Here is a 21,774-nt window from a genome sequence, read left to right as displayed (position 1 = left end):
GTTCTGGCGGATCGTCTCTGAAACATGACCGGGCACCGCGATAGGCGGTGCCCGGTCCCTACCCCCACGGTCGTGAGGAGCGGCAGAAGAGACGGATGCAAGGCAACCGTGTCGCCACCTGCCGGGTTCACCCTCATGGAGATGAGGATTGTTGATGGCTATCATTCCCCTTCCCGGCATCGACTACGCAACTGCCTTCGACCTGCGATCCCAGAAGTGGATTCTGGCCAGGTCCGGTTCGCGGATCGAGCCGACCGGTCTGCGAGAGCTGTTCATCAGGGCTCATGAGCTGACGGACATCGACTCCCCGGCGGTCCCGGCGGCATCGGCGCTCTGGCGGATACTCACGGTGATCGCCGCCCGAGTGGCCGGCCTGGACGACATGACGCTTTCTCCCGACGAGTGGCATACCCGACGGACTGATCTCCTGACTGCTCAGTCCGGTTTCGGCGAGGACCGGGTCGCGGCTTATTTCGACCGGTACGGCGAGCGGTTCGATCTTTTCCACCCGGAACGGCCCTTTCTGCAGGACCCTCGCCTGGCCGAGGAGTGCGGCAAGAGCTCGGGGATCAACAAGCTCGTGCTCTCCCGTCCGGCCGGCAACAACCAGCCCTGGTTCAGCCACCACAGCGATCTCAAAACAGTGCCGATCCCGGCTCGCGAAGCGGTCTGGCATCTCCTGGCCCAGCTGTTCTACGGTCCGTCAGGTCGCTGTACGAGCCGGACGGTGAACGGCACGAGCGAAGCGAACAGCACGGCGGGCCCCCTCCGGAGTGTGATCTCCTTTCATCCCCTGGGCCGCACGATCTTCGAATCGCTCATCGCGGGGATTCCCTATCCCGGAGCTCTCCCCAAGGGTGACGACCTCGCGCCTTGGGAAAGGGACAGCCTCCTTGACCCTCTTGCTCTGCCGCCGACACCGGCGGGACTGGCCGGCGCACTGATCGGGCGCACACGCCACGCCGTCCTGCTGAAACGATCTGGAGAGGACGTCAGCGACGCCTGGATCACCTGGGCCTGGCGCAAGCCGACGTCACCTGCGAAAGACCCCTACCTGGTCTACCAGTACAGCAAAACGGGCAGCCTGTACGCCAAGCCCGCGGATGCCACCCGGGCGATCTGGCGGGACGTGGACGCGCTGCTCCTCAAGAATCTCGGTGATCAGAAGTCGCAGCTGCCCATGGTGTTCGAGGACGCGGTGGAACTGCCCTTCGACGTCCTGGACAACCTGAGGGTGCGGGCGTTCGGGTTCGATCAGGACGGACAGACCCGAGATCGGCAGTGGTTCACCGCGATCACGCCCCCCGTCCTCTCACTGCTGAAGGACATGGCAGGTGCGCGCGGCCTCAGCCGAACGCGGGAGGCGGCCGAACGCGCGGCCCGGCATCTGCGGGGAGCGCTGCGCAACGCATGGGTGGCGATCAACGATCCCTCCGACGGGAACGGGCTTCCGGCGCGCAAGGACATCCCCGCCGGTCCATGGCTGGAGCGAGGGGCGGCGCGTTACTGGTCACAAGCCGAGCAGATCTTCTGGCGGAAGGTCTTCGAACGCGACTTCGACGATCCCGGACTGGAGTTCGTGCAACTCGCCCTCCGCGCGTATGACGCCGTGACCTCGGACGCCGGGAACTCGCCGCGGTTGGTCAGAGCGGTGGAACGCGCCAGGGGCTACATATTCGCCGCCCGTAAGCCGATGGCAACGAAGGAGGGCTCGTGATCTCAGACGAGGAGCTTGAGCGCAGAGCGGTCAACCTGGTGGGCAAAACGGTCAGGGTGCTCCGGGGGGAGAACAAGCGGCCGCAGGTCGCCCTCCGGCGGGCCCTGGGGCGCCTGCCCGAGGACCCGGCCAGCCGCGCGGCTCACATGGTCGTCGCGCCGGTACTTCCGGAAAGACCCGACCCCTCGACCGAGCGGGCGTTCTACGCGGTCGCTGCGATGATCGCGGCTCAGCCCCGTGACGCCAGAGACGAAACCACGGGCCGCCTCGACCCCGGAGAAATCGACGACGATCCCGATCCTGAGACGGTTGTTCCGGAAACGAAGAGGGAGAGCCTGGGAGCCGCTCTGGGCAGAGCCGTCGGGAACGGCACGCTCTCCGAAAGCACCACCGAGGCCAGACTGCATCTTCTCTGCCGTCAGGACATCGCGGGCGTCCACCGGCATCTGCCCCGGATCATCACCCGGCTCCGCGCCGACCTGGTGCCGGTCGACTGGGTGCGGCTGACGATCGACCTCGCACGCTGGGACGTCCGGCGGAACGAGATCAGTAAACGCTGGCTGCAGGACTACTACCGAACCTCATATGCGATCAAAGCCATGCAGGCCAAGAGCGCGAACAACGGAAGCGAGGCCCCATGAGCGGCACCCCCCGATTCATCGACATCCACCTTCTCCAGACGCTGCCGTACAGCAACATCAACCGTGACGATCTCGGTTCGCCGAAAACCGTCGTCTACGGTGGGGCGAGCCGTACCCGGGTCAGCAGCCAGAGCTGGAAGCGCGCCGTACGGCTGGCAGTCGAACGCTCCCTCGGCGACCCCGCCGTCCGCACGCGCCGCGTGCCCGAGCAGGTGGCTCAGCGGCTTACCCGGCGCGGCTGGCACGCTGAGGCCGCTGAGCTGGCAGGGCAGCAGATCGTTGCCTCCGTGGGCAAGAGTGGCCTGAAGCTCGACGACGGCATGACGTCCGTGCTGCTCTACCTTCCGGCCTCCGCCCTCGACGGGCTGGCGGACTTGGCCGATGAGCACCGCGCGGAGATCGAGGCTGAGATGGGGAAGAAGAAGCCGCCCGCTGTACTTCCCCCGGCGAAGGTCGCGGCGATCCTGTCCGCGCGCAACGGGGTCATCAACCTGTTCGGACGCATGCTCGCAGAGCTGCCCGGTGCCGAGGTCGACGGGGTGGTTCAGGTCGCGCACGCCTTCACCACTCACGCCACCAACACCGAGGTGGACTTCTTCACCGCCGTCGACGACCTCAACCCCGATGACATGCGCGGCAGCGGCCACATGAACTCGGCCGAGTTCGCGTCCGGCGTCTTCTACCGTTACGCGAGCGTGGACGTGGCCGACCTGCTCGCCAACCTCGGCGGGGACACGGCGATGGCCACCGAACTGACGAGAGAGTTCCTGACCGCGTTCATCGCCGCACTCCCCACAGGGAAGCAGAACTCCACCGCCGCATACACCATTCCCGATCTCGCCTACGTGGCCGTCCGCTCTGATCGCCCGGTCTCCCTCGCTCCCGCTTTCGAAGCTCCGGTGCGAGTGACGGGGGAGTACGGTTTCGCTGCCCTGTCGCGTGATGATCTGGCGGACTATGCCGCGAGGCTGCACGGGCTGTGGGGGACCGAAGGCATCGTGCGTCACGGTTACGCTGCGATCGACGAGGTCAAAACGATCGACCAGGACGCGTCCGCGCTGGGGAAGCGCGAGAAATCCTTCGCAGCGCTCATCTCGAGCGTGGTCACCGCTGCGTACCCTGGGGCCGGCGCGTGAGCGGACTGGTGCTACGGCTCGCCGGTCCACTGCAGTCGTGGGGGGAGCACAGCGCCTTCGCCGACCGTGACACCATGCGCCACCCCACCCGCTCGGGCCTGATCGGAATGTTCGCCGGAGCGTACGGCCTGCGGCGGGACGAGCCCCTGGACCGCTTCGACGGGCTTGAGATCATCGTGCGGATCGATCGGCCCGGCATTCTGATGACCGACTTCCACACGGTCGGCGGCGGCCGTACCCGGGAGCAGACCGTACCGACCTCCGAAGGAGGACGACGCAGTGTCGAGACCGCGACCATCGTCACCCGGCGACACTACCTGGCCGACGCGGTCTTCGCCGTTGGTGTAGCCGGATCTTCCGAGGCCATCGGTGAGCTGGCCGAGCGGCTGGCGAACCCTCGTTGGCAGCCCTATCTCGGCCGTAGGGCTTGCCCGCCTGACCAGCCCATGCTGCTCAAACAGGTCAAAGATCCACTACATGAGCTCACTGAAGCGGTTCCGCTGGCCAGAAGACCTCCGAAGGACGGGCGGCCGCACCGGGTGGACTTCGTTCTCGAAGGGGCGAGGGAGGACGCCTCTGCGGTGGCTGAACTGGTGGATGTCCCGGTGAATTTCTCCCACCTCGACCGCCGCTATTGCTCTCGCGCCGTCAGCATCGCGCGCCGAGAGATCGCCGAGCACCTCTGGCTCGGCCGAGGAAACGCCTACCTCAAAGCCCTTTTCGCCTACGTTGAGGGGAGATCATGAACGTGTGGCTGACCAGAGTCATTCTGGATCCGCGCAATCCGGCCGCCCGCCGGGATCTCGGCAACGCCGAACTGCTGCACAAGCGAGTGATGTTGCTGGTACCAGACGGACTCGGGAAGAACGCCCGGGCCACCAGTGGGGTGCTCTACCGCTACGACGACACCGCCTCCGCAGGCCCGCATCTCCTCGTCCAGTCCTTGCTGCCGACGAATCCGGAGCGGCTGCCCGAAGGGTACGGGGCGGTGGCCGTACGGGAGATCACCTCGTTTCTCGAGAAGCTCGAGTCAGGTGCCGTGGTCCACTACCGGATCACGGCCAACACCGCCAAGCGTCTGGGGCGTACGGCTGACCAGGCCGGAAAAGTCGTCGCCCTCCATGGCTCCGACGCGGAGGAGTGGTGGCACACTCGGGCGGCGGCCAACGGTCTCGTCTTGCGTACCTCGGTCTCCACCTCGATGCCTGATATCCGGGGCCGAGGCAAGGACGCGGTTCGCCATGCCGTCACCCGCTTCGCCGGGATGGCCGTGGTACAGGACGTCGAGGCGCTGCGGCGGGCCGTCGTCACCGGTGTCGGGCGTGGTAAGGCCTACGGATGTGGACTTCTCAGCCTTGCGCCGGTGAACGGGTGAAGCGTGCTCCGGGCGGGAAGCCGGGCTCTGACGGCCGACGTAAGCTCGGCGCGCCCACCCTCGCGATGCTGCCCAGAATCGCCGACTCCCTGTCGTTTCTCTACATGGAGAGCGTCAAGATCGTTCAAGACGACACAGGGATCTGCGCCCGGGTCGATTCATCAAGGGGAGACGAGCGGGTCTACCTGCCCACAGCCTCCCTCGCGTGTGTCCTTCTCGGTCCCGGAACTTCAATCACCCAACCGGCGATGGCCACGTTCGCTCGGCACGGGACGTCGCTTGTCTGCGTCGGCGCGGGCGGTGTCCGCTCGTACGCAGGTGTGACGCCGGCCCAGCTCACCTCGGGATGGCTGGAGCGCCAGGCGCGAGCCTGGGCTTCGGAGGAGGAGCGACTGAGGGTGGCCGTACGGATGTACGAACACCGGTTCGGTACTGCTGCTGCTCCGACTGGTGTCACGTTGGCGCAGTTGCGCGGTCTGGAAGGACAGCGCGTCAAGGCGCTCTACCGAACGCTGGCCATGAAATATGGCATCGAACGGTTCCGGCGAAACTACGACCCCGCAGCCTGGGACGACCAGGACCCCGTCAATCTGGCACTGTCCGCCGCCAACGCGGCTCTTTACGGCGTGGTCCACGCGGCTGTGCTCGCACTCGGCTGCTCTCCGGCGCTCGGATTCATCCACTCGGGGACGCAGATGTCGTTCGTCTACGACGTCGCCGATCTCTACAAGGCGAAGGTGACGATCCCGCTGGCTTTCTCACTGGCGGGATCGTTTCAGCCCGAACGCGAGGCGCGGGTTCGTCTGAGGGAGGAATTCCGACTGCTGAAGCTGATGCCTGCGATCGTCACGGACATCCAAGGGCTGATCGACCCCGAGTCACCGCGTGAGTCCGCAGAGCGGGTCGCGGACGTTATCCATCTCTGGGACCCGGATCTCGGATCACTTCCGGCCGGCGTCAACTACGGTGACGAAGCGGCCGGTGCCGTTGACAACCCTTGGTGAAAGCAGGCCGCAATGGCATCCATGGTCGTGATCTCCACAACCGCCGTCCCTGACCACGTCCGAGGAGCCTTGAGCCGATGGCTGATCGAACCCGCCCCGGGGCTCTATGTGGGGACGGTCTCCGCCCGAGTCCGCGATGAACTGTGGTCAGCCGTCAGCGCCTGTGTTGGCGAGGGTGCGGCCGTTTGCATGCATCCAGCGGACAACGAGCAGAAGTTCGTCATCCATACGGCGGGCGAGCGCCGTCGTCGTGTAGCGGACTTTGATGGACTCCAGCTGGTTCGTTTCCTCCCAGAGGATTCCGGCGTCTCTTGATCGGCGGAAGGTTGATGATTTCCGATCACCGACAAACTCCGACACGTATGTCTTCGCAGTTCAGGGAAATTTTTCCAGGTCGGTAAGTCCGATCCCCACGCCCGTGGGGGTGAACCGAGCTTCGAGCGAGGCGTTGGCACCTGGACGCGCCGATCCCCACGCCCGTGGGGGTGAACCGCATGGCCGGAGGCGGAGATCGTGTGAGTGACGCCGATCCCCACGCCCGTGGGGGTGAACCGTAGATCCTTACCGGCGCTGACCAGCAGATTTCCCCGATCCCCACGCCCGTGGGGGTGAACCGGAACCTTGTTGCCGGAATAGATAAGGGCAAGGCCGATCCCCACGCCCGTGGGGGTGAACCGGCAAGGGGTACCCGGTGTTCTCCACGCCGCTGCCGATCCCCACGCCCGTGGGGGTGAACCGGAGGCCGCCGGACCTTCCGCCGAGGGGGAGCACCGATCCCCACGCCCGTGGGGGTGAACCGGCGACCATGAGCAGCGCGGAGGTCGCGGGGTCCCGATCCCCACGCCCGTGGGGGTGAACCGCCGGGATCCGCCAGATCCTGGACATCGGGTGCCGATCCCCACGCCCGTGGGGGTGAACCCTGCTCGACCACCGTCGCCCGCCACGAACCCGACCGATCCCCACGCCCGTGGGGGTGAACCGGGCGTCGGCGATCTGGCGGTAGACCGGCGTCTCCGATCCCCACGCCCGTGGGGGTGAACCGCACCTCGTCCGTGAGCGCTTCGACGCTCAGGACCGATCCCCACGCCCGTGGGGGTGAACCGTCAGCGGCCTGGATCTCGGCGCCTACGAGAGTCCGATCCCCACGCCCGTGGGGGTGAACCGGGCTTGCCCGCGCCGACGCGTGCAACTGCTCGCCGATCCCCACGCCCGTGGGGGTGAACCGGTCACTGTCGCCTGGGACGACGGCCAGGTCTCCCGATCCCCACGCCCGTGGGGGTGAACCGCCGTATGGGCTGGCCGCAACGACGACGGCCAGCCGATCCCCACGCCCGTGGGGGTGAACCGTCGAGCTGGGCCAGGTCCCGGCCGATGACCGTCCGATCCCCACGCCCGTGGGGGTGAACCGCCCTTGCCGGGGATGGGCAGCATGACGGGGGCCCGATCCCCACGCCCGTGGGGGTGAACCGGGTGAGTTTTCCTGCCCCATCGCACCTCGAGGCCGATCCCCACGCCCGTGGGGGTGAACCGCGGCACACCCGCCCGCCGTACGGCGAGCACGGCCGATCCCCACGCCCGTGGGGGTGAACCGCAGGACGTTCTGACAACCCTGCTCGCTCGCCTCCGATCCCCACGCCCGTGGGGGTGAACCGACCACCACATCGATGAGCTGGTGGCCTACATCCCGATCCCCACGCCCGTGGGGGTGAACCGGCCGAGGATGGCGTCGTGTACGCGGTGGCCGCCCGATCCCCACGCCCGTGGGGGTGAACCGGGCTGGCCGGCCGAGCACGCCGCCTACGCCGGCCGATCCCCACGCCCGTGGGGGTGAACCGGAGTTTCCCCATGTCGCAGGTCCCGAGCGTGGCCGATCCCCACGCCCGTGGGGGTGAACCGTTCTTGACCAGCCCGGTGACCTTCTCCACCTTCCGATCCCCACGCCCGTGGGGGTGAACCGGCGATCGGGCTTACACCGTCTGGCACGCACAGCCGATCCCCACGCCCGTGGGGGTGAACCCGATGCGAGGTCGGCGACGTCCTCGGAGGGCTGCCGATCCCCACGCCCGTGGGGGTGAACCGCTACGAGGACTCCCCATCCAGGCGCTGCCCCTCCGATCCCCACGCCCGTGGGGGTGAACCGCGGGCCTGGGTGGTGAGGTCGAGACCGCGGGCCCGATCCCCACGCCCGTGGGGGTGAACCGCCGTCGGGTGGCCAGGCGTCGTAGCCGCGGCCCCGATCCCCACGCCCGTGGGGGTGAACCGGTCCGCTCTGCGCTGGACGGGACGAACGAGGACCGATCCCCACGCCCGTGGGGGTGAACCGACCTCGGAGACCTCCTGCATGCCGTCGCCCAGCCGATCCCCACGCCCGTGGGGGTGAACCGCGTGCGCCCGCTGGCCTCCGTTGTGGAGTCGACCGATTCCCACGCCCGTGGGGGTGAACCGCGGCTCGGTGACCACGTCATCGCCGCCCAGCACCGATCCCCACGCCCGTGGGGGTGAACCGACCGGCGGGCAGCTCGACCGGTTCTCGGGGCCCGATCCCCACGCCCGTGGGGGTGAACCGCTCTGGCCGTACGGCTCGGTAAGGGGGGATGGCCGATCCCCACGCCCGTGGGGGTGAACCGGCCAACGCCTCCACCTACACCCACCTCGCCCGCCGATCCCCACGCCCGTGGGGGTGAACCGGGCGACGTCGTCACCAGCCTGACCTTCGTGTCCCGATCCCCACGCCCGTGGGGGTGAACCGACGGGCCGACCCGTGGACAGCGGCGGGCAAGGCCGATCCCCACGCCCGTGGGGGTGAACCGGAGGAAACGTGACGTCCCCGCAGGAAGAGATGCCGATCCCCACGCCCGTGGGGGTGAACCGGCGTTCGACGTCGCGATCGACGTGATCGACACCCGATCCCCACGCCCGTGGGGGTGAACCGCGTTCGCATGGGCGTGGGCCCAGCCGATCGCCCCGATCCCCACGCCCGTGGGGGTGAACCGATCACAGACGACGTCGACCTTACCGAGTTCGACCGATCCCCACGCCCGTGGGGGTGAACCGTTCGTGCCGTTGATCTTCTTATAGGCGGGCGCCCGATCCCCACGCCCGTGGGGGTGAACTGGCGTACATCGGCCTCTGCCCGCACTCCACGCACCGATCCCCACGCCCGTGGGGGTGAACCGAGAGGCATCGCGATGCCGCCGAGCGATCAGTCCCGATCCCCACGCCCGTGGGGGTGAACCCTCCTACGAGCCGCTTGCCATCACCAAGGGCACCCGATCTCCACGCCCGTGGGGGTGAACCGCCCTGGCCTCTTGCGCACTCGCGGTTGGTCAGCCGATCCCCACGCCCGTGGGGGTGAACCGCGCGGCTACCGGTTCGTCGCTGACGCCGAGCACCGATCCCCACGCCCGTGGGGGTGAACCGCTGGCCGCACCGGAGACAGCGACCTCGCCCGACCGATCCCCACGCCCGTGGGGGTGAACCGTCCCACCGTCCCCGCCAGCAGGCGCCTCAGTCCCGATCCCCACGCCCGTGGGGGTAAACCGTTCAGCTACATGCCGTCGATCCGCATGATCGGCCGATCCCCACGCCCGTGGGGGTGAACCGGTGATCATCGACTCGCTGGGGGCCTGAGTTGTCCGGTCCCCACGTCAGTGGGGGTGGTGAACCGTTGTATGGGCGTTACCGTCGGGCAGATGGAGCTCACTCCCGTACCCAACGAGGAGGAGAACCGGGCCGCGGGTGCGGCGGCGCCGACGTCTGAAGACGCTGCACGAGTCGCCGGTCTGATGGGAGCGAGTCATACGTTCACGACGGCGGAGTCATGGTTGACTTCACTTCTCTGCAAGGCTGAGGCTGATGGTGCTGCTTGCCGTACCCGGAGGTGGGCTGCTCAGCGGTTGCCTTGGCGTAGGCGTCCGGAGCCACCGTCGGGGGCGCGTGATCGACGTTTCGAACACGTGGAGGTCCCAGTCGGGCCGCCACGCCGGGCAAGGGAGCGGCCACGGGGTACACGGACATGATCGTGTATATGTCGTGAACCCAGGGTGGGGCAGTGATCGTTGACTCGTTGGGCGCCTGGGCCGTCGTCGTGGGGATCGTGCTCGGCCTGCGGGCCCTGTACTTCCTCATCGAAGGACTGCTGGAGCGGCTGGTCTACCTGTCGGTCGGGCTCTCCGCGATCCTCGGTTTCATCGGGGTGAAACTCGTCCTGGTCTTCCTGCACGAGGACGTGTCCTCCTCGATCCCGGAGATCCCCACGCCCGTGTCGCTGGGGGTGATCCTCACCGTGCTGCTCGTCACCGTCGTCGCGAGCCTCCGGCGGGTACGGAAGCACCCGGAGGAACGGGCGCACGCCGGCTCGCTGCGCCGGCTCACCCGGAAGAACCGGAAGAAGGCGCAGGCCGGTACGGGGAGCCGCGAGCCCGGGCAGGAAGGCGGGGGAGAGAGGCCCGCATGAGGACACGCCGGTCTCCCGCCGGCTCACCCTCCTGCTTGATATCGCTCCCGCCGCGGTCGCGCTGACACCGAAGCATGTCCAGCGAACGGGTCACGGAGACCGCGGAGATGGATGCAAGCCGCTTCCAAGCCGACAACAAGATCACTGGAGCAGAGTGATCGAATGCCCGACCCTGACGTATGGACCATCGGTGGCCCGTCCTACTCTCCGGCCGGACGCCGTCGTATGCCACCTGCCGCCAAGCAGGCCGCTGTCGTCCTCGCCCTGTGCGCCGCCACCCTCCTGTACTGGCAGGGGGGCGGCTTCGAAACGTCCTCCGCCGCCCCGGCCAAGGTGACCCCGACGGCCCGTTTTCCGGTGACCGCCCCCTTCGGCACGCAGCTCTATGCGCAGCAGACCGATCACACCTACCGGGTCGAGGCGCTGACGGTGGCGGAGCTGAACGGCGATCCGGTCGCCGTCACCGGAGGGGGCGAAGGGACGATACGGGTGTGGGACCTGGCCACGGGCAAGCAGATCGGCGCGCCCATCACCGGTCACACCGACGGCGTCGGGGCGGTGGCGGTGACACGGCTGGACGGCCGCCAGGTAATCGTCTCCATCGACGTGGGCACGACGGTACGCATGTGGGATCTCGCCACCGGCGAGCAGATCGGCACGCCGTTCAAGGGGCACACCTCCGGAGTGTGGTCGATGGCCGTGACCCAGGTGAAAGGACGCCACGTCGTCCTCCTCGGCGGTGACGACGGTGTCATGCGCATGCGGGATCTGGCCACGGGCAGGCAGATCGGCACGCCCATCACCGGTCACGACCTCGCGATCACATCGGTGCAGACCACGCAGGTGGAGGGCCGTCCGGTCGCCGTCACCGGAGGGAGCGACGGGACGATACGGGTGTGGGACCTGACCGCCGGCAGGGCGCTCCGCGAACCGTTCGAAGGCCACACCGATACGGCTTGGTCGGCGGCCGTGACCCGGTTGGACGACCGTCCGGTCGTCGTCTCGGCCGGCCACGACCGGACGGTGCGGGTATGGGATCTGGCCACCGGCGAGCAGATCGACCCGTCGTTCGCCCACCCCGACGTGGTCCGGTCGGTGGCGGTGGCCAGGGCGGACGGCCACCCGGTCGTCGTCTCCGCCGGTGACGACCTCGTACTGCGAGCGTGGAGCCCGTCGCCCCCTCATCCGTCCATCGACTGATCACGATCAATGATCCGCGCACCTTCTCGGCGAGGTCGTGCGGCGCTCGAACGCGAAGGGACTGAGCGCCGACACGCCGGTCTCCCGCCGGCTCACCTTCCTGTCCGACGCCGCTCCCGGCGCGGCCGAACCGGCGCTGCAGCACGTCCGGCAGAGCGTCGCGGCCTGTCGCCGTCTTGACCTCAAGTCCGGTTGATATCTGAAGATTGCCGCCATGACGGAGACCAGAAGTGCGGGGCGGCGGGTTGCGGTGATCGGGACGGGGGCCATCGGCGGTGCGGTGGCCCGCCGGTTGCTCGCCGGGGGACACGACGTGGTGGTGTGGAACCGTACGGCGAGCCGTTCCGCCGGGCTGGTGGAGGTCGGCGCGCTGCCGGCGGGATCGGTCCGGGAGGCGGCGTCGTCCTGCGCCCTGATCCTCCTCACCCTCACGGACTACGCGGCGGTGCGGCAGTGCCTCGCCGGCCTGGACGCGGACCTGTCCGGTCGGACGATCGTCGGGATGTACACCGGAACCGCCGACGAGGCCCGGCGGTCCGCTCGGCGCGTCGCCGCCCTGGGGGCGCGCTACCTCGACGCGGGCATCCAGGCCTCACCGGAGGTGATCGGCACCGGCGCGGCGAGCATCCTGTACAGCGGCTCCCGTCCCGCGTTCGAGGAGCACGCCGTGACGCTCGGCCTGCTGGGCGAGCCGCGCTTCGTCGGGGAGGCGCCGGAGGCGGCCGCGGTCTGGGATCTCGCCCTCTTCGGGCTCTGGTACGACGCCCAGCTCGGCCTGCTGCGCGCCCTGGACACCGTGCGGGAGACCGGCGTCGACGTCGCCGAGTTCTCCCGTGCGGCGGCCGTTCAGCTCGGTCATGTGGTCACCGGGGTTCCCGCCACGGTCTCCGGGCTGGTGCGGGCCGCCTACCCGGCGGGCCCCGCCGACCTCACCGAGCACCTCACGGTCGTCCGCCACCTCATCGGGCTCCGGGCCGGTCGGCGTCTCGGCGACGGCGGACTGCCGGAGGTGGCGGTGAGGATCGAAACGCTCATCAAGGAGGGCCGCGGAGGCGAGGGATTGACCGCGACCATCGGGTAGCGCCTCCTCGTTCGGGACCCGTCTTCGGGACCCGCCTCAGGACCTCGTCCGGGAGTCCGTTCGGAACGTGCCGAGGACGCGGATCGGGGAACCGTCCAGGAAGGCCTCGATGTCCTCGACGGCCTCGCGGAAGTACGTGTGGTAGTTCCCCGTCGTGACATAGCCGAGGTGCGGGGTGGCCAGCACGTTCGGCAGGGTCCGCAGCGGATGTCCCGCGGGCAGCGGCTCGGTCTCGAAGACGTCGAGCCCGGCTCCGGCGATCCGCCGTTCCCGGAGGGCGTCGACCAGCGCGGCCTGGTCGACGATCGCGGCCCGGGAGGTGTTGACCAGGTAGGCGGAGGGTTTCATCAGCGCCAGCTCGGCCGCCCCGATCAGGCCCCGGGTGCGCTCGCCCAGCACGACGTGGACCGAGAGGAAGTCGCTCGCCGCGCACAGCTCCTCCAGCGACCCCGCCCGCCGTGCACCGGCCGCCTCCGCCCGCTCGGCGGTGAGGTTCCGGCTCCAGGCGAGGACGTCCATGCCGAAGGCCTGCCCGACCCGGGCCATCTGCGTGCCGATCTTGCCCAGGCCGAGCAGGCCCAGCACACTGCCGTGCAGGCCGGTCCCGACGGTGCTCTGCCAGGGGCCGCCGGTGCGCAGCGCGGTGTTCTCCGGCACCAGGTGGCGGGCCAGGCCGAGGATGAGCGCCCAGGTCAGCTCGGCGGGCGGGGCGGAGGAGCTGCCGGTGCCGCAGACGGTGACGCCGTGGTCGGCGGCGGCGGCCAGGTCGATGGAGGCGTTGCGCGCGCCGGAGGTGACGAGCAGCCGCAGGTTCGGCAGGCGCTCGAAGAGCGCCCGGGGGAACGGGGTGCGCTCGCGCATGATGACCACGATCTCGCAGTCGCCGATCGCCTGCACCAGGGCGTCCCGGTCGTCGAAGTGCTCACGGAAGCTTCTCATCCCCACCCGTGACCAGTCGGCCATGGTGAGGGCGACGTTCTGGTAGTCGTCGAGTACGGCGCAGCGCAACACGGGTCACGACCCTACCGGATCGCAATCGCAGGTCGCGGCCGGTGGCGCCCCTACCGGAGCACGACCGCCGGGTGCCTCGGATCGTCGGCCCGGACGACGACATCGGCGGTCCCCTCCGGGTCGGCCTCCCGCTCGTAGCGCTCGTAGGCGGGCAGCGTCCACCGCCTCTCCGGCGCGGTACGGCGGGCCAGCGCGCCGGGGGAGAGCCGCAGGTGCACGGTCAGGTCGAACGGGAGCCACCGGCCGAGCAGCAGCGCCCCGTCCAGCAGCAGTACCCCGCCCGGCGGCATGGTGACGTACGGCGCGCGGGTGGCCCGGTCGGTGGCGGTGTCCCAGAGCGAGGGCAGGACCTTGCCCGAACCGCCCGGATCCAGCGGAGCCAGGACCTCCCGGGTCAGGCCGCCGGTGTCCAGCCAGTCGTCGTAGAAGGCGTCCGGGTCGGTCCTGCCGTACTCGAACCGGAGCGAGGCCGGGCGCAGGAAGTCCCAGGCGGACACGCGCAGGACCGCGCGGCCGCGCAGCCGGAGCGGCTCGGCGAGCGTGTCGGCGAGCTCCTCCGGCCGGGCGGCGGGCGCCCCGTCGAAGGCGACCCGTGTCCAGGAGCCGCGGGGCGTGCCGGCGATCCGGTCGGCGAGTTCCTCGGCCAGCGACGACGGGGATATGGGGCGTACGCGCATCCCACCATCCTGCCGAACGGCGGGCCCGCGGGGCCGGTGCGGTGTGCCGGGCGCAGGAGGCGGGGAGAACGGTGCGCCCCGTGCGGTGACGGGGCGCCGCGCCGGACGGGGTCAGGCCTCGGTCTCGGTGCGGTCTCCGGACCAGAGCGTGTGGAAGGCGCCCTCGCGGTCGACGCGCCGGTAGGTGTGCGCGCCGAAGAAGTCGCGCTGCCCCTGGATGAGCGCGGCCGGGAGCCGCTCGGCGCGCAGCGCGTCGTAGTAGGCCAGCGCGGTGGAGAACCCCGGCGCGGGGACGCCCAGCTCCGCGGCGCGGGCGACCACCCGCCGCCACGGGCCCTGCGCGCGCGCCAGGGCGTCGGTGAAGTACGGCGCGAGCAGCAGCGAGACGGGCGCCGGGTCCGCGGCGTAGGCCTCGCGGATGCGGTCGAGGAAGGCGGCCCGGATGATGCAGCCGCCCCGCCAGATCGCGGCCAGCGCGCCCGGGTCGACGTCCCAGCCGTACTCGTCGCTCCCGGCGCGGATCTGGTCGAAGCCCTGCGCGTAGGCGACGATCTTCGATGCGTGCAGCGCCTGCCGTACGTCCTCCGCGAAGCCCTCGCCTGCCGCGCCCGCCGCGGGGGCGGCGGGGCCGGGCAGGTCGCGGGCGGCGCTGCGCAGTTCGGCGTGGCCGGAGACCGCGCGGGCGAAGACCGCCTCGGCGATGCCGCTCACCGGCACCCCCAGGTCGAGCGCGATCTGGACGGTCCAGCGGCCGGTGCCCTTCTGCTCGGCCCGGTCGGCCACGACGTCCACGAACGGCCTGCCGGTCGCCGCGTCGGTCTGGCGGAGCACCTCGGCGGTGATCTCGATCAGGTAGGACGACAGCTCGCCCCGGTCCCACTCGGCGAAGACCTCGGCGAGCTCGGCGGGGGACAGGCCGAGGCCCTGGCGGAGCAGGTCGTAGGCCTCGGCGATGAGCTGCATGTCGGCGTACTCGATGCCGTTGTGCACCATCTTCACGAAGTGCCCGGCGCCGTCGGGGCCGATGTGCGTGCAGCAGGGCACCCCGTCGACCTTCGCGGCGATGTCCTCCAGCAGCGGCCCGAGCGCCGCGTAGGCCTCGGCGGATCCGCCGGGCATGATGCTCGGCCCGAGCAGCGCCCCCTCCTCGCCGCCGGAGACCCCTGCCCCCACGAAGTGGATCCCGCGCTCGCGCAGGGCCGCCTCCCGGCGGCGGGTGTCGGCGAAGTGCGCGTTGCCGCCGTCGACGAGCATGTCGCCGGGCTCCAGCAGCGGGGCGAACTCCTCGATCACCGCGTCGGTCGGCGCGCCCGCCTTCACCATGACCAGGAGGCGCCGGGGGCGCTCCAGCGCGGCGACGAGCTCCTCGGGCGTCTCGCAGGGCACGAACGCGCCCTCGTGCCCGTGCTCCTCGACCAGGGTCTTCGTCCGGTGCCGCGACCTGTTGTGCACGGCCACCACGTGCCCGTGCCGGGCCAGGTTCCTGGCGAGGTTGGCCCCCATCACGGCGAGGCCGGTCACCCCGATTCGCGCCTGGGTCATCATGGACCACTCCCTTCACATCCACGATGCCAGGAGGCGGTCCGCTACGGGCTAGTAAGGGCGGAAAACGGTGCCCGACTCCTCGGAGCCGAGGACCCCGCCGATGCAGCGGTAGGTGCGGACGCCCTTGTCGAACTGCGCCTTCGACGGCGGCAGCACCGCCGAGCGCCACTTGTCCGCCGCGACCGCGCGGGCGTCGCCGTACCGGGAGGCGAGCAGGACCCGTGCCGAGCACACCTGCTTGACGGCGGGGTTCTTCTCCAGCGCCTGCTGGTCGTAGGTGAGGGCGTTCTCCGGGAGCGGCGCGATCGCGTAGGTCTCCCAGACGTGGGACTTCTCGCAGCCGAGCGGCGTGGTCCTCACGTCACCCGACTCGCTCACCAGTCCGTTCCAGCACTCGGCCTTCTCCACGCACGCGGCCCCCGCCCCGGAGACCCCGGCGGCGGGGCAGGACGCGGTGGTCGTGCCGGCCCCCGCGGCGTCGGCGATCCGCTCGCGGGGATCGTCGCCGGGCTCCACCTGCAGGCCGGGGGCGGACGCGTTGCCGGTTCCCACGCCGTTGAGGCTCTCCAGGTACATCACCCCGGCGCCGACCAGCAGCAGGATCACGAACGCCACGGCCAGCGCGACGAACACCTTGCCGTTCGACCCGCCGGACGGGGCGACGGCGGCGGGCGAGCGGGTGCTCGACATGCCCTGCAGGCCCGGCGAGGTCAGGTGGGCGCGCACCGGTTCCTTTCCGGCCGCGGGCGGCATGCCGAACGGCGAGGGCCCGGTGGGGTGCTGCTGCGGAACCGGGCCGGAGACGAAGGCGGGCCCCGGAGGCCCGGCGGGGACGGCCGCGGCGTGCGGCGCCCGGGGGCCGGACGCCGCGGGCGGCGGGGGGACCGGCCGGGGCGCGGGGGCGGTCCGCGCCAGGCGCAGGTCGGTGAGGGCGTCGCGCAGCGCCGCCACCGAGGACGTGCGCCGGGCCGGGTCGGTGGCCATGGCCTGGCGGAGCACCTCGGTCAGCTCCGGCGGCACGCCCGGGATCTCCGGGATCGGCTGGCGGTGCAGGGCCATGATGACCGCGATGTTGGCCACGCCGCTCTCCGGGAAGCGGGGCGGGCGGCCCGACAGCAGCGCGTACAGCGTGGCGGCCAGGGAGTAGACGTCTCCGGCGGCGTTGGGCTCGGCCAGCTCGAACGCCTCCGGCGGCGCGTAGGCGGGGGTGAGCGACTCGCGGGTGACCGAGACCTCGCCCCCCGCCGACGGCATGGTGGCCAGGCCGAAGTCCGACAGCACCACGTTGCCGTAGCGGTTGACGAGGATGTTGGCGGGCTTGATGTCGCGGTGCAGGACCCCGGCGGCGTGGGCGGCCGAGAGCGCGTCGGCGATCCGGATGCCGATGTCGGCGACCTCCGCCGGATCCAGGCGGCCCTCGGCGCGCATGCGGTCCAGCAGGGACCCGCCCGGGCAGAGCTCCAGCACCATGTACGGCCGGCCGTCGGGCAGCACTCCGGCGTCGTAGACGTGGGCGACGTGCGGGTGCCCGGAGAGCGCTCCGGCCGAGGTGACCTCGCGCATGAAGCGGCGCCGGTCGCGTTCGGACACGAGCACCCGGTTGTCGACCTTGAGCGCCACCTCCCGGTCCACCGCGAGCTGGCGGGCCCGGTAGACGATCCCGAAACCGCCCTGCCCGAGGATGCCGGACACCTCGTAGCCCGGCACCACCACGGCGCCCGCCCCGGCACCTGTTCCGGTCACCTGCCACCTCCTGGAGAGAGCGGCAAGATTACCGGAATTTCACCTTCATCCTGGCAAGACCCGGCTCTTCACGAGCGGCGGCCGGGGTGCGGCCCGGTCCGGTACGGCGGAGCGCGCCGGCGCGCGGCGCGCGGCGGAGAGGTCGTCCAGCAGCCTGTCCCACCGGGCGCCGACCGCGTCGAGGTCGTAGCCGGCGGCCGTGCGCAGGGCGCCCGCGCCGAGCCGGTGGCGGAGCTCTCGGTCCTCGATCACCCGGCGGACCGCCCGGGCCAGGTCGGCGGGACTCTTGGAGGGCACGAGCAGGCCGTCGTGCCCGTGGGTGATGATCTCTCCGGGACCGTGCGGGCAGTCGAAGCTCACCACCGGCACGCCCTTGCTCATGGCCTCCAGGATCGCCATGCCGAATCCCTCGTACCGGGAGCTGACGACGTAGACCGACGATCCGGCCAGCGCGGCGCCGACCTCCGCGGACCTGCCCATCAGGACCACCCTGCCGGTCAGCCCCGCGTCCTCGATCCGCGCGCGGAGCCTGGCCTCGGCCTCGCGCGTCCCGGCGCCGTAGATGCGCAGCACCCAGTCCGGGTGCGCGGCCGCGACGTCCTTCCAGGCCGTGACCAGGCGGTCGAAGCCCTTGGCGTGCACCAGCCTGCCGATCGCCACCGCGACCTTCTCCTCCAGGCCGGAGACGCCGCCGGGCAGGTGGGGCACGGCGTTGGGGATGCGGAGCAGCCGCCGCGGCGGGGCGGCCCTCAGCGCCTTGGAGTACCGCTCCAGATCGGCCCGGGTGAGGGTGACGAAGGCGTCGAACCTGCCGTACCGCCTCCTGATCAGACGGCGGACCTCGGGGGCGTGCACGCCGTACGTGACGTGCTCCTGGCCGATGGTGATCACTTCCGGAGGTGCGAACAGCGCGGTGACCAGGTTCAGCGCGGGCCGGGTGGAGACCACGACGCCGCCGCGCGTGGAGCGCAGGCGGCGGACCAGGCACACGTCCGTCCAGAGCGTGAGCGCGTGGTGGACCTTCTCCTGCTCGGGGACCAGGACGCTGGGGAAGCGCGACAGGAACCGGGCGACCGGCCCGCGCGGCGCCGTCCTGTCGTCCAGGAACGACACCCGCACTCCGGGCGGGATCGGGAAGAACGGCTCCCGCGCCGTCCGGACCACGCTGACGACCTCCACGTCGCGCTCCCGCGCCAGGTAGCCGGCGAGGTTGAGCACGGTGCGGATGGTTCCGCCCATGCCGTACGCGTGCTGCAGCAGGATCCGCACGGTCCCGGCGCCGGACGCGGGCGCCCGGCGCGCCCGCCTCGCGTTGCGCGCCTCCAGCAACCGCAGCGCCGCCCGGGCGGCCGCCGCGCGGATTCTCCTCGCCGATGCCAATGGAATCCCCCTGCACGACCGGTTCCCTGTCCGCGACAGGCATCCCTCCCGGAGCTCCGCCCTACCCCGGAAGCGGGCGGGCAGTCCTGCGCCGCAGGTGGACGGCGGCTCACCGCTCCGCGATCACACCACCGGGCCGTGATCGGCTGTCGCACCTATCCTGTATCTCTCGCGAGAGGGGACATACGTGAGCGGACGGGATCCGGACCGGCGTCGGGCACTCCTGGACGCCGCGGACAGGGTGATCCGGCGGGAGGGCCCGGAGGCGTCGATGGCGTCGATCGCGGCGGAGGCCGGGATAACGAAGCCCATCCTCTACCGGCACTTCGGCGACAAGAGCGGCCTCTACCAGGCCCTGGCCAGCCGGCACGTCCACACCGTGATCGGTCTGCTGCGGCAGCGGTTCGACGCGTCCGACACCGACCTGCGCGGCCGCGCCCGGTCGACGATCACCGCCTACCTCGACATGATCGAGGCCAACCTGAGCCTCTACCGGTTCCTGTTCCACCGGGCCGGGGCGGAGGACAGCCAGACGCACTCGCAGATGACCGCGATCGTCCGCGGCCTGGGCGAGGAGCTCGGCGAGGTGATCGCCGCCGTTCCGGGCGGCGTCGACCCGCTCCGGGCGCAGGTGCTCGGGCACGCCTTCGTCGGCATGGTCCAGGCCACCGGCGACTGGTGGCTGGAGCACCCGGAGGTCGACCGCGCCGAGGTCGTGGAGGGGCTCGTCAGCGTGATCGTGGCGGCGATGTCCGCCACCGTGGCCCGCTGACGGGCCCCCGCCGGGCGCTGCCCCGGGGGAGCGGGGTCACTCCCCGAAGCGGGACAGCCGCCCCCGGGCGCGGGCGTGGCGCAGCGCCCACGCGAACAGGCCCAGCGTCGCGGCCAGGTAGCCGGCGTCCAGCGCCGCGGCCCAGGCCAGGCTGTCCCACGGTACGGCGCCGCCGCCCAGCACGGTCCGCATGCCGGTGAAGACGTGGGTGGCGGGCAGGAACGAGGCGACGGCCTGCAGCGGGGCGGGCAGCACCTCGACCGGGTAGAAGATCCCGGCCAGCGGCTGCACGACGAAGACGAGGGACCAGGCGATCACCTGGGCGTTCTCGCCGAAGCGGAGCACCGCCGAGATGCCCACCAGGCCGAGGGACCAGCCCATCACCAGCAGCAGCGCCATGAACGGGACCACGCCCACGCCGAAGCTCGTGACGCCGAACCCGTAGAAGGCCAGAGCGAGCCCCGCCATGACCGCGATGGCGAAGAGCACCTTGCCGAAGGAGAAAACGATCAGGCCGATCACGTACTCGACGGTGGAGAGCGGGCTCACCTGGACGTTGAGGAGATTCCTGCTCCAGATGTCCTCCAGGAACGCGATCGAGATCTCGTTGCTGGCCTTCTGCAGCACCTGCCAGAGCAGTACGGCGCCGAGCAGGAAGGCCGCCACGAACGGGACCCGCTGCGACTGCAGGAAGAGCGTCACGAAGCCCCAGACGAGCAACTCGATCGTGGGCCAGAACACGATCTCGAACATCCGGATCGGGCTGCGGCGCAGCGCGGCGAAGTCCCGCAGGACCACGCCCGCGATCCGTGTACGGCGGGCGGCCGCGCCGAGCGGGGGATGTGTCATCGTCATGATCGGGCCACCTTGAGGAAGACCTCTTCCAGGCTGTCGGCGCCGTAGACGCCGGTGAGCTCGGCGGCGCTGCCGCTGGCGACCACGCGGCCGGCGGACATGAAGTGGATGCGGTCGCACATGCGCTCCACCTCCTGCATGTTGTGCGAGGTGATCAGCATCGCCCTGCCGTTCTCCCGGGCGAGGCGGACCAGGAGGTTCCGGATCCGGTCGCCCGCGTCCGGGTCGAGGTTGGCCGTCGGCTCGTCGAGGATGAGCAGGCTCGGCTCGTTGACGAGGGCCTTGGCCAGCTGGACGCGGGTGCGCTGGCCCGAGGAGAGTTCCATCACCCGGCGCCTGCGCAGGGGGCCGAGCTCCAGGAGATCGAGGAGTTCCGCCACGCGGGCCTTGGGGTTCCGCACGCCGTACAGGCGGGCGAAGACGTCCAGGACCTCGCGGACGTGCAGGACCCCGGGCAGGTCCACGTAGCTCGCGGCGAAGTTGATCCGGCTGAGGACCTCGATGCGGTGGGCGCCCAGTTCCAGGCCGAACATACGGATGCTCCCGGAATCGGGGGTGATGAGCCCGAGCAGCATGTGCAGGGTGGTGGACTTGCCCGCGCCGTTGGGGCCGAGCAGGCCGATGATCTCGCCTGGGCCGACGTCGAGGCTGATCCCGTCGACGGCGGTCACGGGCCCGAACCTCTTCGTCAGCGCGGCGGCCTCGAGAATCGACACCAGTCAAGCGTGCGCTCCGCCACCCACGCGGGGCAAAGGATTTTCACCCGGACGCCCGGACGCCCGGACGCCCGGGGCGGTGGGGCGCGCAGACGTCTGGCCGCGGGGCGCGGGCCGATTTGACGGTCCCGGAGAAGGTTCGTAACCTTCACAGGCCCGAGCGCGACGGCGGTGACGCCGGAAGCCCGGGAAATCCCCTCTGACGATCGCCCGCGCCATTCGATTCGACATGGAACGGATGCGGGAGTAAGTTAGAGGGGTTGCCCCGGAAGCGGGGTGGTCGGAATTCCCGACAGATCAGCTCGAACGGGTCAAATTGACACGGAAAAGCCGGTCTGAAAGAATAAAGACACAACGAAGCGAACGAAACGCCCCGGACGCCGGGACCGACCACGGGTCGGAGTCGGCCGATGGTGAACGCGTCCGTTTCTTGAGAACTCAACAGTGTGTTAAAAGCCAGTGCAT

At 70.5% G+C, this 21,774-nt stretch carries 19 protein-coding genes and 1 CRISPR repeat array; of the genes, 12 read left to right on the top strand and 7 right to left on the bottom strand.

Going from position 1 to position 21,774, the window contains the following annotated elements:
* The first annotated feature begins 154 nt into the window (after positions 1–154).
* The 11 genes from casA (at position 155) to FHS22_RS25660 (ending at position 12,610) form a co-directional block, all read left to right on the top strand.
* Positions 155–1,717, top strand: coding sequence for a type I-E CRISPR-associated protein Cse1/CasA (gene casA, locus FHS22_RS25710; RefSeq protein ID WP_184945642.1), 1,563 nt, complete (start codon positions 155–157; stop codon positions 1,715–1,717).
* Entirely contained in the window at positions 1,714–2,358 is a 645-nt protein-coding gene (gene casB / locus FHS22_RS25705) for a type I-E CRISPR-associated protein Cse2/CasB (protein WP_184945641.1), read from the top strand. The genes casA and casB overlap by 4 nt, the downstream gene beginning before the upstream one ends.
* The gene (cas7e, locus tag FHS22_RS25700) at positions 2,355–3,494 is read left to right on the top strand and encodes a type I-E CRISPR-associated protein Cas7/Cse4/CasC (RefSeq protein ID WP_184945640.1); all 1,140 of its coding nucleotides are present in this window, start codon (positions 2,355–2,357) and stop codon (positions 3,492–3,494) included. The genes casB and cas7e overlap by 4 nt, the downstream gene beginning before the upstream one ends.
* A complete protein-coding gene (gene cas5e / locus FHS22_RS25695; RefSeq protein ID WP_184945639.1) occupies positions 3,491–4,240 on the top strand; it encodes a type I-E CRISPR-associated protein Cas5/CasD in 750 nt (249 codons plus the stop codon). The genes cas7e and cas5e overlap by 4 nt, the downstream gene beginning before the upstream one ends.
* Complete coding sequence (locus FHS22_RS25690) at positions 4,237–4,869, top strand: type I-E CRISPR-associated protein Cas6/Cse3/CasE (protein WP_184945638.1); 633 nt, start codon at positions 4,237–4,239, stop codon at positions 4,867–4,869. The genes cas5e and FHS22_RS25690 overlap by 4 nt, the downstream gene beginning before the upstream one ends.
* 65 nt (positions 4,870–4,934) lie before the next feature.
* Positions 4,935–5,873 carry a type I-E CRISPR-associated endonuclease Cas1e gene (cas1e, locus tag FHS22_RS25685; protein WP_184945637.1) on the top strand — a complete coding sequence of 313 codons (939 nt, stop codon included), beginning with the start codon at positions 4,935–4,937 and terminating at the stop codon, positions 5,871–5,873.
* Positions 5,874–5,885: 12 nt separating this feature from the next.
* Positions 5,886–6,188, top strand: a complete 303-nt coding sequence (gene cas2e, locus FHS22_RS25680; protein ID WP_184945636.1) for a type I-E CRISPR-associated endoribonuclease Cas2e — start codon at positions 5,886–5,888, stop codon at positions 6,186–6,188.
* Between the two features lie 88 nt (positions 6,189–6,276).
* Positions 6,277–9,476: direct repeats of the CRISPR family, unit length 29 nt; unit sequence CCGATCCCCACGCCCGTGGGGGTGAACCG.
* A 448-nt stretch (positions 9,477–9,924) separates the two neighbouring features.
* Positions 9,925–10,329, top strand: a complete 405-nt coding sequence (locus tag FHS22_RS25675; protein WP_184945635.1) for a TerC family protein — start codon at positions 9,925–9,927, stop codon at positions 10,327–10,329.
* A 162-nt stretch (positions 10,330–10,491) separates the two neighbouring features.
* Positions 10,492–11,529, top strand: a complete 1,038-nt coding sequence (locus FHS22_RS25670; protein ID WP_184945634.1) for a WD40 repeat domain-containing protein — start codon at positions 10,492–10,494, stop codon at positions 11,527–11,529.
* 37 nt (positions 11,530–11,566) lie between these two features.
* Positions 11,567–11,725 (top strand): hypothetical protein, encoded by a 159-nt coding sequence (locus FHS22_RS25665; protein WP_184945633.1) that lies wholly within the window; start codon positions 11,567–11,569, stop codon positions 11,723–11,725.
* 18 nt (positions 11,726–11,743) lie between these two features.
* Positions 11,744–12,610 carry an NAD(P)-binding domain-containing protein gene (locus FHS22_RS25660; RefSeq protein ID WP_184945632.1) on the top strand — a complete coding sequence of 289 codons (867 nt, stop codon included), beginning with the start codon at positions 11,744–11,746 and terminating at the stop codon, positions 12,608–12,610.
* Between the two features lie 36 nt (positions 12,611–12,646).
* Here FHS22_RS25660 and FHS22_RS25655 read toward each other — a convergent pair whose 3' ends face one another.
* The 5 genes from FHS22_RS25655 to FHS22_RS25635 all read right to left on the bottom strand — a co-directional run bounded on the left by FHS22_RS25655 (position 12,647) and on the right by FHS22_RS25635 (position 18,966).
* The gene (locus tag FHS22_RS25655; RefSeq protein WP_338047943.1) at positions 12,647–13,621 is read right to left on the bottom strand and encodes a D-2-hydroxyacid dehydrogenase family protein; all 975 of its coding nucleotides are present in this window, start codon (positions 13,619–13,621) and stop codon (positions 12,647–12,649) included.
* Positions 13,622–13,671: 50 nt separating this feature from the next.
* Complete coding sequence (locus FHS22_RS25650; RefSeq protein WP_184945631.1) at positions 13,672–14,298, bottom strand: nucleoside/nucleotide kinase family protein; 627 nt, start codon at positions 14,296–14,298, stop codon at positions 13,672–13,674.
* 111 nt (positions 14,299–14,409) lie between these two features.
* Complete coding sequence (gene gndA, locus FHS22_RS25645; protein ID WP_221474126.1) at positions 14,410–15,840, bottom strand: NADP-dependent phosphogluconate dehydrogenase; 1,431 nt, start codon at positions 15,838–15,840, stop codon at positions 14,410–14,412.
* A 51-nt stretch (positions 15,841–15,891) separates the two neighbouring features.
* Positions 15,892–17,586 (bottom strand): serine/threonine-protein kinase, encoded by a 1,695-nt coding sequence (locus tag FHS22_RS25640; protein WP_221474116.1) that lies wholly within the window; start codon positions 17,584–17,586, stop codon positions 15,892–15,894.
* A 45-nt stretch (positions 17,587–17,631) separates the two neighbouring features.
* Entirely contained in the window at positions 17,632–18,966 is a 1,335-nt protein-coding gene (locus tag FHS22_RS25635; RefSeq protein ID WP_260408279.1) for a glycosyltransferase family 4 protein, read from the bottom strand.
* A 187-nt stretch (positions 18,967–19,153) separates the two neighbouring features.
* Between FHS22_RS25635 and FHS22_RS25630 the strand changes: the two genes are divergently transcribed.
* Positions 19,154–19,738, top strand: a complete 585-nt coding sequence (locus FHS22_RS25630; RefSeq protein WP_184945627.1) for a TetR family transcriptional regulator — start codon at positions 19,154–19,156, stop codon at positions 19,736–19,738.
* Between the two features lie 36 nt (positions 19,739–19,774).
* Here the strand turns inward: FHS22_RS25630 and FHS22_RS25625 are convergent, their stop codons facing one another.
* On the bottom strand, positions 19,775–20,593 hold the full coding sequence (locus FHS22_RS25625) for an ABC transporter permease (RefSeq protein ID WP_184945625.1): 819 nt from the start codon (positions 20,591–20,593) through the stop codon (positions 19,775–19,777).
* Positions 20,590–21,309 carry an ABC transporter ATP-binding protein gene (locus FHS22_RS25620; protein WP_184945623.1) on the bottom strand — a complete coding sequence of 240 codons (720 nt, stop codon included), beginning with the start codon at positions 21,307–21,309 and terminating at the stop codon, positions 20,590–20,592. The genes FHS22_RS25625 and FHS22_RS25620 overlap by 4 nt, the downstream gene beginning before the upstream one ends.
* Between the last annotated feature and the right edge of the window lie 465 nt (positions 21,310–21,774).

Source organism: Thiemannella venezuelensis (genome assembly GCF_014203605.1).
GTDB classification, from domain to species: Bacteria; Actinomycetota; Actinomycetes; order Streptosporangiales; family Streptosporangiaceae; genus Planomonospora_A; species Planomonospora_A venezuelensis.
The sequence above is the reverse complement of the archived record's forward strand: the minus strand, read 5'-3'. Positions and strand labels throughout refer to the sequence as shown.

What these genes read in the sequence shown, in the direction of transcription:
- FHS22_RS25690 (WP_184945638.1), top strand. Translation starts at nt 4,237, where the DNA reads ATGAACGTGTGGCTGACCAGAGTCATTCTGGATCCGCGCAATCCGGCC.
- cas2e (WP_184945636.1), top strand. Translation starts at nt 5,886, where the DNA reads ATGGCATCCATGGTCGTGATCTCCACAACCGCCGTCCCTGACCACGTC.
- FHS22_RS25625 (WP_184945625.1), bottom strand. Translation starts at nt 20,593, where the DNA reads ATGACGATGACACATCCCCCGCTCGGCGCGGCCGCCCGCCGTACACGG.
- casA (WP_184945642.1), top strand. Translation starts at nt 155, where the DNA reads ATGGCTATCATTCCCCTTCCCGGCATCGACTACGCAACTGCCTTCGAC.
- cas7e (WP_184945640.1), top strand. Translation starts at nt 2,355, where the DNA reads ATGAGCGGCACCCCCCGATTCATCGACATCCACCTTCTCCAGACGCTG.
- FHS22_RS25650 (WP_184945631.1), bottom strand. Translation starts at nt 14,298, where the DNA reads ATGCGCGTACGCCCCATATCCCCGTCGTCGCTGGCCGAGGAACTCGCC.
- cas1e (WP_184945637.1), top strand. Translation starts at nt 4,935, where the DNA reads ATGCTGCCCAGAATCGCCGACTCCCTGTCGTTTCTCTACATGGAGAGC.
- FHS22_RS25670 (WP_184945634.1), top strand. Translation starts at nt 10,492, where the DNA reads ATGCCCGACCCTGACGTATGGACCATCGGTGGCCCGTCCTACTCTCCG.
- gndA (WP_221474126.1), bottom strand. Translation starts at nt 15,840, where the DNA reads ATGACCCAGGCGCGAATCGGGGTGACCGGCCTCGCCGTGATGGGGGCC.
- FHS22_RS25660 (WP_184945632.1), top strand. Translation starts at nt 11,744, where the DNA reads ATGACGGAGACCAGAAGTGCGGGGCGGCGGGTTGCGGTGATCGGGACG.